Source organism: Bradyrhizobium sp. SZCCHNRI1009 (assembly GCF_032487575.1).
Classification (GTDB): domain Bacteria; phylum Pseudomonadota; class Alphaproteobacteria; order Rhizobiales; family Xanthobacteraceae; genus Bradyrhizobium.
The window spans coordinates 172285-187043 of record NZ_JAUEUL010000003.1 but is presented as its reverse complement, the minus strand read 5'-3'; the positions used below and the strand labels follow the sequence as shown (position 1 = coordinate 187043).

General features: G+C 66.7%; 8 protein-coding genes and 1 tRNA gene. 3 read left to right on the top strand and 6 right to left on the bottom strand.

What is annotated here, in order from left to right:
- Positions 1 to 52: 52 nt before the first annotated feature.
- Positions 53 to 1747: a Na/Pi cotransporter family protein gene (locus QX010_RS07735; RefSeq protein ID WP_316178666.1), complete on the top strand. Its 1695-nt coding sequence runs from the start codon at positions 53 to 55 to the stop codon at positions 1745 to 1747.
- Between the two features lie 156 nt (positions 1748 to 1903).
- On the opposite strand, the gene QX010_RS07730 is transcribed toward QX010_RS07735, so the two are convergent.
- The 6 genes from QX010_RS07730 to QX010_RS07705 form a co-directional block, all read right to left on the bottom strand.
- A complete protein-coding gene (locus tag QX010_RS07730) occupies positions 1904 to 2242 on the bottom strand; it encodes a lipid-A-disaccharide synthase N-terminal domain-containing protein (RefSeq protein ID WP_316178664.1) in 339 nt (112 codons plus the stop codon).
- Positions 2236 to 2979: a glycosyltransferase family 2 protein gene (locus QX010_RS07725; RefSeq protein WP_316178663.1), complete on the bottom strand. Its 744-nt coding sequence runs from the start codon at positions 2977 to 2979 to the stop codon at positions 2236 to 2238. The genes QX010_RS07730 and QX010_RS07725 overlap by 7 nt, the downstream gene beginning before the upstream one ends.
- A gap of 94 nt (positions 2980 to 3073) precedes the next feature.
- Positions 3074 to 3865 (bottom strand): phosphatase PAP2 family protein, encoded by a 792-nt coding sequence (locus QX010_RS07720; protein WP_315799906.1) that lies wholly within the window; start codon positions 3863 to 3865, stop codon positions 3074 to 3076.
- On the bottom strand, positions 3866 to 5608 hold the full coding sequence (locus QX010_RS07715; RefSeq protein WP_316178661.1) for a glycosyltransferase family 39 protein: 1743 nt from the start codon (positions 5606 to 5608) through the stop codon (positions 3866 to 3868).
- A gap of 51 nt (positions 5609 to 5659) precedes the next feature.
- Complete coding sequence (gene pbpC, locus QX010_RS07710) at positions 5660 to 7882, bottom strand: penicillin-binding protein 1C (RefSeq protein WP_315799904.1); 2223 nt, start codon at positions 7880 to 7882, stop codon at positions 5660 to 5662.
- Positions 7879 to 13101, bottom strand: coding sequence for an alpha-2-macroglobulin (locus tag QX010_RS07705; protein ID WP_316178658.1), 5223 nt, complete (start codon positions 13099 to 13101; stop codon positions 7879 to 7881). Before QX010_RS07705 ends, pbpC begins: the two co-directional genes overlap by 4 nt.
- 475 nt (positions 13102 to 13576) lie before the next feature.
- On the opposite strand from QX010_RS07705, the gene QX010_RS07700 reads away from it, so the two are divergent.
- Together QX010_RS07700 and QX010_RS07695 are read left to right on the top strand one after the other, a co-directional pair.
- Positions 13577 to 13653, top strand: a tRNA-Arg gene (locus tag QX010_RS07700).
- Between the two features lie 131 nt (positions 13654 to 13784).
- Positions 13785 to 14624 carry an FkbM family methyltransferase gene (locus QX010_RS07695; RefSeq protein ID WP_316178951.1) on the top strand — a complete coding sequence of 280 codons (840 nt, stop codon included), beginning with the start codon at positions 13785 to 13787 and terminating at the stop codon, positions 14622 to 14624.
- The last annotated feature ends 135 nt before the right edge of the window (positions 14625 to 14759 follow it).

Genomic DNA, 14759 nt, shown 5'->3' with positions numbered 1-14759 from the left:
CGCCGATTGGGGGTAGCCTGCGCGGCAAGGAAAGCTGGAACGAACGGAAATCATGGTTCTGCTCGATCTGATGGGCGGCGTGGCGTTGCTGCTGTGGGGCCTTCACATGGTCCACAGCGGCATTCTTCGCGCCTTCGGCCCGGATCTCCGGCTGCTGCTATCGCGGGCGCTGCGTAACCGCTTCAGCGCGCTCGCCGCCGGACTCGGTCTGACCGCTCTGCTCCAGAGCAGCACGGCGACCGCGCTGATCACGACCTCCTTCGCGGCGGAAGGCCTGGTCGGCCTGATCCCGGCGCTGGCGATCATGCTCGGCGCCAATATCGGCACCACGCTGATCGTGCAGGTCCTGTCGTTCAACGTGGCGGCGGTCGCCCCCATCCTGTTCGTGCTCGGCCTGGTGGCGTTCCGCAGCGGGCCGCGATCGCGCATCAAGGACCTGGGGCGGGTGTCGATTGGCCTCGGCCTGATGCTGCTGTCGCTGCACATCCTGATCGACACCCTGGCGCCCGCTGAAGAAGCGCCGGCGATGCGCGTGTTCATGCAGGCGATCACGGCCGATGTCACGCTGTGCATCATCTTCGGCGCCGTCGTCACCTGGATCGTGCATTCCAGCGTCGCCAGCGTGCTGCTGGTGATGTCGCTGGCCTATGCGCACTTCATCACGGCCGATGCCGCGTTGGCGCTCGTGCTTGGCGCCAATCTCGGCAGCGCCGTCAATCCGGTGTTCGAGGGCGCGCGCCGTGACAACCCGGCGAGCTATCGCCTGCCCGTCGGCAATCTCCTCAACCGTGTCATCGGAGTCGCGCTGATCGCGCCGTTCCTGCATCCGCTCGCAGCGCAATTGCAGCAATTTCAGCCCGATCTGTCGAAGCTGACGGCCCAGTTCCACATGGCTTTCAATCTCGGCACGGCCGTGGTGTTCATCGGCCTGCTCGGCGTCATGGAGAAGCTGCTCGTCAGCCTGTTCCCCGACCGCCCGGCGGAGGTCGATCCGGCCAAACCGCGCTATCTCGACGAGACCGCGCTGGAGACACCGTCGCTGGCGCTTGCGGACGCCGCGCGCGAGGCGCTGCGAATGGGCGATCTGGTCGAGACCATGTTGCGCAATGTCATGACCGCGATGATGACCAACGACCGTGGCCTCGTGGATCAGGTGTCACGCGCGGACAATGTCGTCGACCGGCTCGACGAAGCCATCAAGCTCTACATCACCAAGCTGACGCGGGGCAGCCTGGACGACCGTGAGGGCAAGCGCGCGATGGAGATCATCTCCTTCGCGATCAACCTCGAACACATCGGCGACATCATCGACAAGAACCTGAGCGAGCTCGCGACCAAGAAGATCAAGCGCAGGTTCCAGTTCTCTGCGGAGGGCGCCGACGAGCTGCAGGCCTTTCACCGCCAGATCATGGAGGCGCTCCGCGTCGCGTTCGGCATCTTCATGTCCGGCGATGCGCAGCAAGCCCACCAACTGCTCGATCAGAAAGCCGAGCTCCGCAACGCAGAGCTCGGCGCGACCGAGCGGCACCTCGAACGTCTGCGCGAGGGCCGCTCGGAGACGCTCGAAACCACCTCACTGCATCTCGACGTGCTGCGTGACCTCAGGCGTATCCACTCCCACATCTGCTCGGTCGCCTATCCCGTCCTGGACGCGGCCGGCGAAGCGGCCAGCCGCCGCAGCGAGGCGGCAGACAGCGGGGCCACCGTCGCCCTGCCCGCATCCTCTGCAAAGCCGCTGCCGCGCTGAGCGTAGGACGGCGCTACGAACCGGTTGTTCCGCATGCCCGCGCCGGGGCCGAAGCGCCTTCGGCGCGGAGAGAGCTGGGCGCGAACTGCGATGGGAGAGGCAATACCTGTCCTGCGCCAGCGAACATCCGCCCTGTGAACCTGAAGACGGCCCCGATCAATTGCTCAGCGTCTGGGATTCCCGCTGGCGGTTCTTGAAGATCAACATCACGTTGCGGACGTAGATGATGTTCGACAGCAGCTGGCCGAAGATGATGACCGGCTCGCGCTTCACGAGACCGTAGATCAGCGTCATCAGCCCTCCCCCGATCGAGAAGAACCAGAAGGCGATCGGCACCACGCTCTTGCCCGCGCGCTCGCTGGCGATCCACTGCACAAGGAAGCGCGCGGCGAAGGCCAGCTGGGCGGCAAGGCCGAACACCAGCCAGAAATCGAATCTGGCGACGAAGATGTCATAGAGATAGTTGCTGAACGCCTGCCCGAATTGAATCAGCATGACTTCACCTCGATCGCAACCGGCGTCGGCTTCTTGCGGCGGATCAGCCACCACACGCCGGCGAGATCCATGATCCCGATCCACAGCCGGTCGAAGAACCCGTAGTTCGACACGCCCGAATGCCGGGGACGATCGATCACGTCGATATAGGCGATGTCGTAGCCCTCGCGCCGCACCAGGGCGGGAAGGAAGCGGTGCAGACCATCGAAATACGGCATCATCAGGAACACGTCGCGACGGACCGCCTTGAGGCCGCAGCCGGTATCGCGGGTGCCGTCATGCAGCACCGCATTGCGGATCTTGTTGGCCAGCCGCGACTGTAGCTTCTTGAAGCCGGTATCCTTGCGGCCGACGCGCTGCCCTGCGACGAGGCCGACGCCTGCACCGCCCTTTTCGAGCGCGGCAATGAGGTCGGGCAAGAACGCGGGATTGTTCTGGCCATCGCCATCCAGCGTGGCCACCATGGCGCCATGGGCCGCGCGGATGCCGCTACGAACCGCAGCCGATTGGCCGGTCGATTTCTCATGCTGCAGCACACGCAGGTTCGGCCGCCGTGCCATTTCCTCGGCGAGCCGCTGCGCGGTGTCATCGGTCGAGCCATCGTTGACGTAGATGATCTCGTAGGACCACAGACCATCGAGCGCCGCCGCGATCTCGGTGATCAGCGGAACGATATTGCCGGCCTCGTTGCGCACGGGAACGACGATGGAGACGGCAACGGGGGTTTCGGTCGACAAGATGAGAACTCGTAATGGCGTGACTGGACCGGTTGCTGCCCCGGGCGCTGCGGCGGAGGCTTCTTATGGGGCTTGGGGCCGCCTATCAACCCCTTTAGCGCGGTACGATTTGGCCGTCCTTGCCCAGGCGGAAACCCAGCCGCCGGGCTGCGAACCAGTAGCGGACCAGCATGGCGCAGGCCAATCCGACCACGGCGCCGGCGACCACATCGCTTGGATGATGGGCCAGCAGCACCAGCCGGCTCAGGGCGATCACGACGGCATAGATGAACGCGGGAACGCGCCATCGCGGCCAGACGGCGGCAACGGCGAAGGCCAGCGCGAAGGCCGTCACCGCATGCGCGGAGGGCATGCTGAAATAGGCAGGTGTGCCGTTGAACGGGTCGAAGTTGAAGGCATTCGCCTTGCCGCCGACGAAGGGGCGGCCGCGGCCGATGATGTATTTCAGCACCTGAGCCACGAGCACCGAGCCCAGCACCGCGAAGAAGGCGTACTGAACGTGGGTGGCGAAATTCAGCAGGCGGCTGCGCGTGGCCTCGGGCCATAGCGGCGCGATCAGGATCGTCACGATGACGCCGACTGCCAGCAGACCCAGCACGTATTCATCCTGGCCGAACTCGGTGACGATGCGCCATGGCCACATGCTGGGGGTGCCGCGGGCGGGCATCAACCCGATCTCATAGGCATCGAAGGCAACCATCAGGATCACGATCGCGCCCAAACCGATGCCAATCAGCAGGAGAAGTTCGCGCCACAGACGCTGCCGGCTTGCTGCATCGGGCGCCGTCTGAGGCCGGCGCACCAGCCGTCCCAGCGAGAATTTGCCGACCAGCGCGAGCTGCGAGACATAGCCTGAGGAAGACGGAGAGGTGTCGGGCGCCGACATCTATTCGGTGCCCTCCGAGCGATAGATCGCGATCGAGACCGGGCGGCCCTGCGAGATGTTGTAGCCGTCGATCCGCTTGGCGACGTTGTAGCGCAGCCCGATCGCCTCGGCGCGCTGCACGAACGCCCGCTCGGTGCGCTGCTCGACAAGCGCGAAGCGGCACGTGCCCTGGTTGAGGAAGTCGGCCGCCCCCGAGCCGTCGGTGAGCTGGGTCGAGGTTCCCGTCATGAACACCAGGCTCGGCTCGTGGAAACCTGCCGCTGCCGCCTTTGGCCCGACGCAGACCACGTTGCGCAGCGCGCGCGCAATCTCCGCGCTGGGAAAAAGCGGCGTCAGCGCCGGCAGCACGGCGCCATACACCACGAACGCCAGGAACATCGCCGCCACGCCGGCATTCAAGAGCGAGCGCTCGGCACGGCCGTCGTCATAGAGCCACCAGGCGAACAGGCCGAAGATCAGCGACGCCGCCACGAATGGCCAGGCCAGGAACACCGGCTGGTGCGTCACGATGATGGCGCCGATCACGGCCACCACCGAGGTGATGGCGGGAATCGCGAACCACCAGGCGGCGCCGCGGCGCAGCCACGAGCGCGACAGCACCCGCCGCTCCAGCGCGCCCACGGTCAGGATGGCGATCGCCGGATACAGCGGCAGCACGTAGTGCGGCAGCTTGGTCAGCACCGCCTCGAAAACGATCCAGGACGGCACCAGCCAGGCCAGGAGGAACTGCGCCCCGGGCTCGCGCCGCGCGCGCCACACCGCGGGGGCTGCCATTGCGGCCAGCGGCGCGCCCGGCCAGAAGGTGATGAACAGCAGCAGCAGATAAAGTCCCGGCGGTGCGCCATGCGACTCCTGGGCGCCGATCTTGCTCAGCATGTCGCCGCCGACGGAATCGGCAAAGAAGGTGTCGCCGGCGCGCAGGAAGATCAGCACGAACCAGGGCAGCACCAGCACCAGCATCCACATCAGCCCCCACAGAGGGCGCAGACGCGACAGCCAGCCGGCGCCGCGATCCATGATCGCCAAAGCCAAGATCGTCAGTCCTGCGAACATCAGGATCAGCGGGCCCTTGATCAGGATGCCGCCGGCGAGCGCCGTCCAGAAGATCGCAGGCGGTCCCCACGGCGGATGCACCGGATCCTCGCCGCGCTGCCACGACAGATAGACGCGCGCCAGCGCGCCCATCGCGGCCACCACGGTGAACAGCAGCATCGCGTCGGTCTTGGCGAGCCGGGCTTCCACCCCAAGCAGGACCGAGCAGCACATCAGCAGGGCGGAGAACACCGCGCCGCGCCGTGTCACGAAGGAGAGCGCGGTCCAATAGGTCAGCAGCACCGCGCCGATCGCGCCGATCAGCGAGGGAATGCGGTAGACCCAGATGCGGAGCTGCGCACGCGGCAGCCCGATCGCCGACGCCGTCTCGACCGCAGCCGATTGCAACCAGTAGATGCCGACTGGCTTCTTGTAGCGCACGTCGTCCTGGAAGCGGATGTCGACATAATCGCCGCTCTCGACCATCTGCTTGGTCGCCTGGGCGAAGCGCGCCTCGTCACGATCGATCGGCGGGATGGTGAAGAAGCCCGGCAGGAACAACAGCAGCCCGCAGACGAGCAGGAACGCCACCGCCCTGGTGTGGCTCACGGTGACGGCATCGATCATCCGCACCAGCCGATTGCCTGGATTGACCAGGTTCTTCGGCTCGCGCGGCTCTCCAAAACGGGGGCGGGCATAGGTCTCGACCATGGGGTTCCGAATACGCTGAAACCGCCATGCCGACAACCGCTTAGCGAACCCTCACTGGATTCTGACCACAACTGTGTCCGCAGCGCCCGTGGCATCGATCACGGTGAGGCGGGCAAAGCCCGGCCCGGGCGGATCGATCAGGCGCTGGCGCCGGCCGTCGATCTCGCCGACGGCCAGTCCATTGACCAGCATGGTCAGCGGCAGCACGCCCCCGGACACTTTCACCGGCATCACCGACGCCTCGCGTCCCGCGGATCGGTCGACATCGATCCGGGAGCCGTTCAGCGGGAACTGAATGTGCGGCGCCTGCTCTGCGCCGGTCCGCACCAATTCCCCGACCGGCCGGAACCGGCGAAGGGGCATTGGCAACTTTGAATTGCTGGCGACAAGCGCCCCTTTGGGCGCCTTTGGCAGTGTCGCCGGCAGCTTGCCGCTGCGGGCAAAAGCGTCGAACAGGATCGGCGCCGCGGCGACGCGGCCGATCAGGCCGGGCACCGGCGCACCATCGGGCCGGCCGACCCAAACGCCGATCGTGATGCGGCCGTCGAAGCCGACCGACCAGGCGTCACGATAGCCGTAGCTGGTGCCGGTCTTGAAGGCGATCCGGTTCCGGGCTGCGTTTTCCGGCGGCGGCGTCCCCAGCAGCACGTTGCCGACCTGCCAGGCGGCCGCCGAGTCCATCAGCCGCATCGGCTCGCGGGCGTTATCCTGCGCACCGTCAGCCGTCATGATCTCGCGCAGCGGCCTGGTGGTGCCGAGCCGCGGAAAGCCGGTATAGAGCTGGGCGAGGTCCTGCAGGGTCACACCGACGCCGCCAAGGCCCATGGCGAGGCCCGGGGCCTCGTCCTTCGGCAGCACCAGATTGCCGCCCGCCTGCTTCAGCCGCGACGACAGCCGGCTGGCGCCGACGCGGTCCAGCAGCACGATCGCCGGTACGTTCAGCGACAGTTGCAGCGCCTTGCGCACCGGCACCGTGCCCTGGAACGTCATGTCGAAATTCTCCGGCGCATAGGAGCCGAAGCGCACCGGGCGGTCCTCGATCAGGCTCTCCGGGTGCACGAAGCCGTCCTCGAAGGCGAGCCCGTAGATGAACGGCTTCAAGGTCGAGCCGGGCGAGCGCACCGCGCGAGTCATGTCGACCTGCCCTGCCCGCTTCTCGTCGAAATAGTCGGCCGATCCGACATGGGCGAGCACGTCGCCGCTGTCATTGTCGACCACGATGATGCCGACCGAGACGTTTGGTCCCAATGCGATGGCGCGATCGCGCGCCAGCGGCTCCAGCACCTTCTGCAGCGAGGCATCCAGCGTAAGGCGGATCATCGGCTGACCCTTGACGGCCGCCGAGGCCTGGTCGGCGGCATGCGGCGCCAGGATCGGCATCGGCTTGCGGAAGGTAGGCACGGCTTGCGCCTTCGCCTGCGCCGCGTCCTCGGCGGAGATCACGTTCTCCGACACCATGCGGTCGAGCACGCGGTCCCGGCCGCGTCGAGCGGCCTCGGGATGGCGGTCGAGCCGGCGCGTCTCCGGTGACTGCGGCAGCGCCACCAAGAGGGCCGCTTCTGCCAGCGACAGCCGCTTCGGCTCCTTGCCGAAATATGCGATCGAGGCGGCGCGGATGCCTTCGAGATTGCCGCCATAGGGCGCGAGCGTCAGATAAAGATCAAGGATCTCGTCCTTGCTCTTCTGATGCTCGAGCTCGAGCGCGCGCACGATCTGCCTGAGCTTGGCGTGCAGCGAACGCTGCCGTCGCGGCTCCAGCAGCCGCGCCAGCTGCATCGTGATGGTCGAGCCGCCGGAGACGATATGGCCATGCGAGCCGAGTTGGATCGCGGCCCGCGCCAGCGCGCGTGGATCGACGCCGTGGTGGTCGTAGAAGCGCTGGTCCTCATAGGCGAACAGCAGCTTCAGATAGGTCGGATCGACGTCCTTCTTCGCGCTGACCGGCAGCCGCCAGCGCCCGTCCGCCATCGCATAGGCGCGCAAGAGCTTGCCGTGGCGGTCGACGACGGTGGTGGACAGCGCCTCGGCCTCGCGCAACGGCAGCGGGCCGAGGGAGATGGCGTAGGCGGTGAGTGCGAGAACGATTGCAACGATCGACAGGAGCGTACACACCAACAGCCGTTTGACGCCCCGCCCCCTCCTCCCGTCATGGCCGGGCTTGTCCCGGCCATCCACGTCGTGCGGAGGCAGCGTGGGTGCCCGGGACAAGCCCGGGCATGACGGAGTATGTGGCTCCGTCCTGCGCCCATCACCGCTCGTTCCAGCCTCGCTCATTTCGCCGCGCGGACCTCCACGGACCCCGTCCCGGTCCGACCATAGCGCGACGGATTGTACATGTCCTCGACATAGGCCTGCGGCAGCACGTATTTGCCGGGCGACACCGCGCGCACGACGTAAGCGACCGTGAACACGGACTTGGAATCCGCGGCGCGGTCGAGCGCGGCGGTGAAGCGGTCGTCGCGGAACTCGGTATTGACCGGTTCCTGGCCGTCCTCGATCCAGTCGAGCGTTCCGCTGTCTCCCGACGACACCAGATGCGGATTGTCGATCTCCAGCCCCGCCGGCAGATAGTCCGACACCATGATGTGCCCATATTCCGGCTTGGCCTCGGTGACCTTCAGCACGACAGCGAAACGGTCGTTCTGCTTCGCGGTTCTGATATCCGCCGGCTTGCCGTCGAGCGTGTAGTAGCCGCGCTCGATCTTGAAGCCGTTGGACGCCGCGGGCTCCGGCGTCAGCGGCGAGCCGGACACCGAGACCACCGCCTGCACCGGCGCATCGCCGGTATTGGTGATCTTCAGCGGCTGGCCTGAGAGCTCAGCCGCCTTGTAGCTACGGTACAGCGCCTGCTTCACCGCCTGGCCGTTCACGTCGAGCGTCAAGGTCTCCTTGGCGAGCGCCCGCGCCGCCAGCACCATCCACGCATTTTCCTGCGTCGAGGTGTAGGGCGTCAGCCCGCGCGCGGCCTCGACGCGGGCCACCGCCTGCGTCAGCGTCGCGCGCGGCGCATTGCCCTCGCCCGCCAGCGACACCAGCGCCGCGGCATCGCGCAGGTCGGAGCCGTAGTCGGTGCGGCCGAACACCAGCACCGGCTTCGGCGCGAGGCTGTCGGCTGCGGCACCATAGACCCGCTCGGCGCGGGCGCGATCGCCGACCAGCGCGAGCGCGGCGGCGAGTTGCGCCTTGGCAATTGGAGTTGCCAGATTGCCGAGCTTGGTGTCGGCGAGATAGCGCAGGTCGCCGATCGGCGCCGCGCCGTTGCGCGCCAGCACGTAGAGGCCATAGGCAAGATCGCGGCCTCCTGTCTTCTCCGGCTCCTCGGCATTGACCACCGAGTTCCTGACGCGATCCAGCGCGCTCTTGAACAGCACGTCGGGCACCGCAAAGCCCTTTTCGCGGGCGCGGGTCAGGAAGTCCGTCACGTAGGCGTCGAGCCAGGGATCATCGCCGCCGGCTGACCAGAGGCCGAACGAGCCGTTCGAGCCCTGCCGCGCCAGCAAGCGATCGATCGAGTCGCGGATGCGCTGATCGACCTCGGTGTCCATCGCCAGATGCGCGCCGGCCGCGAGCTCATTGACATAGAGCAGCGGCATCGCCCGGCTGGTGATCTGCTCCGAGCAGCCGTGCGGGTAGCGGTCGAGCGCCTTGAGGATCGTCGCCGCGTCGAGCGCGGTCGACAGTCCCGCCGACAGCGACACCGTGCCGGTGCCCGCCACGAGGTCGGAGAACATGTCCGACGTCAGCGTCAGGCTCTCGCCCTTGGCCAGCGTCCGGATCGAGCGCCGCGCCAGCACCTGCGTCGCCGGCTTGACGTCGAGCTGATAATGCCGCGCGAGGCTCAGCCCGTTCGGCCCCTTGATGTCGACGTCGAGCTGCGCCGTGCCGGTGCCCGAGGCGTCCAGCGGCAGGGTCGATGAGCCCCGCTGCTTGGCCGCGAGCTTCAACGTCACATTGGCATTTCCGGAGACCTTCACCGGACCGCTCGCCTTCACGGCCACGACATAGTCTCCGGGCGCGCCCTCGACATTGTCGACGTCGAATGACAGCGTGCCGCGGTCGCCCGACAGCAGGAAGCGCGGCAAGGTCGCGGTCAACACCACGGGATCGCGCACGGTGACATCGATGTTGGCACGGCCGACCTTGGTCGCGCTCCACGCCACCGCCATCACGCGCGCCGTGCCCGCGAACTCCGGAATGTCGAAGCTGACCTCAGCCGTGCCGTCCGGTCCGACGGTGACGATGCCCGAATACAGCGCCAGCGGTTTCTGCGTCGGCGGCGAGCCCTGCAGCTCGGCGCCGCCGGAGTCACCGCCGGACCGGATCTGGCCGCGCGTGCCCTGCATGCCGTCGATCAGCTGGCCATAGAGATCGCGGATCTCGGCCGAGAGCTGGCGCTGGCCGAGATAATACTCGTCCGGCGCGGGCGGCTTATAGTTGGTGAGGTTGAGAATGCCGACATCGACCGCCGCGATGACGATCTTGGCGTCCTCGCCGGGATTGAGGCCGCCGATCTTGACCGGGATCTTCAACGCCGAGCCCGGCCGCACCAGTGCCGGAGGTGTCAGCGCGACATTCAACGTGCGCGCCGACTTGTCGATGCCGAACCAGGCAACGCCGAGCGCGCGGCCCGGCATACGCTGCGCGGCCGCATCGAGCGGACGGCGCAAGGTCGTCACGACATAGGCGCCCGTGCCCCAGTCCCTGCCGACCGCGAGCTTGACCTGGTTGGTGCCTTCCTTGACCTCGGTGGTCTGCGTCGTCAGCAGCCGGTCGCCAAGCACGTTGACCGTGAGCTTGCCAGCGGTGCGCGCATTCACCGTCACCACCATGGTGTCGCCCGACTGGTACTGCGGCTTGTCGAGCGAGGTCTCCAGGAGGTCAGGCGTATCGGCGCTGCCCTCGGTGTACCAGCCGACGTCGAACTGCAGCGACGTCACCGGACCGTCGGCCTCGGCCGACTTGACGTCGAGCCGATAGCGTCCGGCCTCCGGCTGGAAGCTCAGCCGCGCCGGCTTGTTGGCGGCGATTGCGACGTCGCCGTCACCGACGCGTTTGGTCGACTTCACCGGCTCATACTCCCAATAGGAGTTCTGCCGGTACCATTGATAGCGCGACTCGATCTTCAGGAGCTCATAGCGCAGGCCATTGCGCGCTAGCGTCTTCCCCTCGGGCGAGACGAACACGATTTCGAACTCGGCCTTGTCGCCCTCGCCGACACTCTTGCCGGAAAACGACGGCTTGATGCCGATCTGCGCCGCCTTGGGCGCCACGGGGAGCACCAGCTTGCGCTCGACGGCGCGGCCGCCGGTCTCGGCCATGCGCACGAAGATCTGCGCCTCCTGCGGCCGGCTCGACGACGGCGGCTTCGGCAGGCTGACCGGGAAGGTCGCCGCGCCCTTGTCGTCGGTCTCGGGCAGCCCCTCGATCGGCGTGCGCTCGTTGGAGGCGCTCTCCTCGTCGGCGACGCCGAACTGATAGCCGAGGAAGCCCGGCCGCTCCGAGGCCGTGGTCACCAGCAGGTCGCCTTCAAGCTGCAGGCCGGAGGCCGGCGCACCATAGAGGAAATGGCCGTCGACCTTCACCTCCACCGGAGTCTCAGCCTTGATCTGCTTGTCCTTGGAGGACAAGTCGAATTCCAGCCGCTCGGGGACGTAGTCCTCGACCATGAACGTGGTCTCGCCGACCGCCGTCCCCTTCGGATCGGTGAAGGCGCGGACGCGATAGGTCCCGGTCGGCACTGCCGAGTTTAGCGCCACGCTGAACGAACGGCCGCCGGCGCCCTGATCCGGCAGCACGGCGCGGCGGAACTCGACGCCATCGGGACGCTCGACGACGAGCGTCAGCGGCGTGCCGGTCATGGCGTTGCCCTTGCCGTCGCGCAGCAGCGCGGTGAGGTAGACCGTCTCGTTGGAGCGGTAGACGCCGCGCTCGGAATAGACGAAAGCGTCGGGCCCCGTGGGCGCCTCGCGCCCGGCGACGCCGCGATCGGACAGGTCGAAGGCGGACGTCTTCAGGCTGAGGAAGGCATAGTCGGTCTTCTCGCCCGATACGGTCAGCATCGCCGGCGACAGCCCCCCCTCGCCACGCGCCAGGCCCGTCTCGAACAGCACGTGGCCGGCGTCGTCGGTCTTGCGCGTCGCCAGGATCTCGTTGTTGCGTGCCACCAGCCGCACCTCGGCGCGCGCGACCGGATCGGTCGAGGCCAGCGAATTGACGAACACGTGAATGCCGTCATTGCCGGAGAACGCGGCGACGCCGAGATCGGAGACGATGAACCATTGCGTCGCGAGCTGGCCGCCGCTGTCCTCGTCACTGTTGCCGCTGGTCGGGCCCTTCGGCGCGGCCGTCATCACATAGACGCCCGGCTGCATGTCGCTCAGCGCCTGGTCGACCGGGAAGGCAGTGGTGACGTCCTGGTTCAGGGTCATCGCGGTCGACAGCTCGCCGCTCCACACCTTCATGCCGCGCTCGTTGCCGAGATCGGTGAGCTGGTAGCTCGACAGCGGACGCTGGAAGTCGCTGTCGATGACGGTGTTGATCAGGTTGCGGTCGCCGATCCGGAACACGTTGATATTGACCGCGGGCGTGTTGACGCTGACCAGCGGAATGCCCTTCTGCCCGGTGCGCGGCAGCACATAGGCCTTGCCGGTGAAGCGCACGAACGGCTTGCGGTCGCGGACATAGATATTGAACTCGGCCGATTTCGGCAGGCTCTCCTTGACGCTAGAGGGCAGGCCGGCGCGCAGATTGATGTTGTAGCGCTCGCCATGCTTGAGTCCCTCGACGCAGAGCTGCTTGTCCTCCGAGGTCAGCGCCGGCTTGTCATTGCCGGCCTGTGCCACGAAGGGCGAAAAGTCGGTGCGCTTGGCCAGATCCTCGGAGAACTGGAAGCAGGCGCGCGGGCTCGCCGAGTCCGAATCCACGGTATAGTCGAGCAGCCTGAAGCCGTGCTCGTCGCGCATCCGCTCATACTGGCCGCGGACGTCGGCGACCTCACGGAGCTCGAGCGACATCCTGAGCGTATCCAGCGCCGGACGCCACAGCTTGCGCTCGGCCATGGTCTTTCCGAGCACCGCGAGCGCGTCGGCCTCCTCCCCGGCATTGCCGGCGCGCTGATAGGCGATGTAGGCCGCCGTCGAGGCGCGCTCGAGCAGGAAAGTCTGCTCCGACGAGTTGGCCGGCTTGATCTGGTTCAACACAGTGCGCGCCAGCCGCAGCCAGTTGCCGGAATCATCCGGCGCCGCGGTGGCGATCTGCCCGAGGATCTGCAGCCCGGTGCGCAGGTCGTTCCGGCGAAGCGCCGCGTCGGCGTCCGTGCGCAAGGTCGCCAGCGGCTTGTTCACCGCCCCCGCCTCGCTCTTGATCTGCGCCTCCAGCTTGATTGCGGCATCCGCCAGGTCGTCGCGCTTGAACGCCTTGTCGGCGGCGTGGGCAGAAGCAAGACCGAGCGCCATGATGGCGCAGAGGACGGCGGCGCGGACCAGACCGATCATGGGGCAGCTCCTTGGACGGCGATTTCGGCGGCTGTTCGGGACACGCGGAGGGATGTCCGTGTTTGGCCGATTCGTGGCGAGAATGGACGCGAAATGGTGACGGACTGATGGCAAAGGTTGCAGTGGACCGCTGAGCGGCCCGTCGCAGGCGCGATCATCGGCATGCAAATACGACAGGAAAATCTGTTCATCGACGTGCAATTCACGGGACATGGCATACAGACAAGCCGCGGCGGCCGCTGATCCGACGCCGCTGACGCGCAAATGGGGCGATAGACCCACCTCCGCCTCCGCTTGGTCTCCCCGGGCCTCCGTCGGGTTCGGCCGCTCTTGGCGAAACGGAAGATTTTTCATATGACCCGTGCTATGGAAAGCGCGCTGGCCGGACGTCGCCCTCCGGCACCCATCCCATGACGCTCATCCTCCGGACGTTCATCTTGGGATGGTCACCTGGCGATGCTCGTCTCGCGACGACGGTCCCATAGCTCAACTGGATAGAGTAGCGGATTTCTACTCCGCGGGTTGCAGGTTCGAGTCCTGCTGGGATCGCCAATCGCCACGCCAGCGCCATCGTGGCGCCCCGCCGCTCGTTCATTTCGAAGCATCGCCGTGAGCGACAGGGCGTGCGCCACTAGGCTTGCCTTCGTTTGCCGGGCGCGTGGCCATGGCGTTGGGAGGCTCGGTTGGCGAAGCATGAGGCATCCCGGTTTCTGGTCAGAATCCTGCGGTCCCGATTCCGCGACCACAAGACGGAGCTGTCCGAGTTGCGGCGTCACATCCGGCGCGGCGACATCGTTTGCGACATCGGCGCCAACAAGGGCAGTTTTCTCTACTGGCTGGCACGGTGGTCGGCGCCGGGGCGGGTCGTCGCCTTCGAGCCCCAGCCGGATCTTGCCGAGCGATTGGCGCGGCTCTGTTCCCGGTTCTCGCTCGACAATGTCGTGGTCGAACCGCGCGCCGTCTATTCGTGCTCCAGCAGGAAAACCCTGTTCGTTCCCGAGGGGCATCAGCCCGGGGCCTCGCTGCTCCGGCCCGCCGAGACCTCGAGGGCGATCCAGGTGCAGACGACGTCGCTGGACGACTATCTCCCTGACACCGGAAACGTCTCTGCGATCAAGATCGACGTCGAGGGCGCCGAACTCGACGTGCTGCGCGGCGCCGAGCGCACCTTGCGCCGATGCCGGCCGTTGATCGTGGTCGAGTGCGACCGCCGCCTGGCGACGCTCGACAGGGTGAAGGAGACATTCTTGTTCCTGCGGGGTCTCGGCTATCAGGGCCAATTCCTGAGCCGCGGGAGATTGCTTCCGTTGTCTGCCTTCGACCCGGAAATCCATCAGCGCGCCGATGGCGAATGGTTCTGGAAGCGGAAGGACTATTGCAACAACTTCATCTTCAGGAGCGTGCGCGCGCCCATGTCCTATGACCGCGAAGCTTTCCTGGCTCCGATCGAAACCACTTCGCTGGGCGCACGAAGTCGTCTTGAAACAGACCCCCGGCATGTTGCCGAGCATCACGTCGACTGATGGGGGTTACCGATGTCCACGTTGCTGAGCTTCATTTTCGAGTCCTATTGCCTGAGCTGCCGGGCATTGTTTCCGGAGCTCGATACCGATCAATCGACCGTCGCTGAGTAGTACGCGCCAAACGGCAGGACTCGC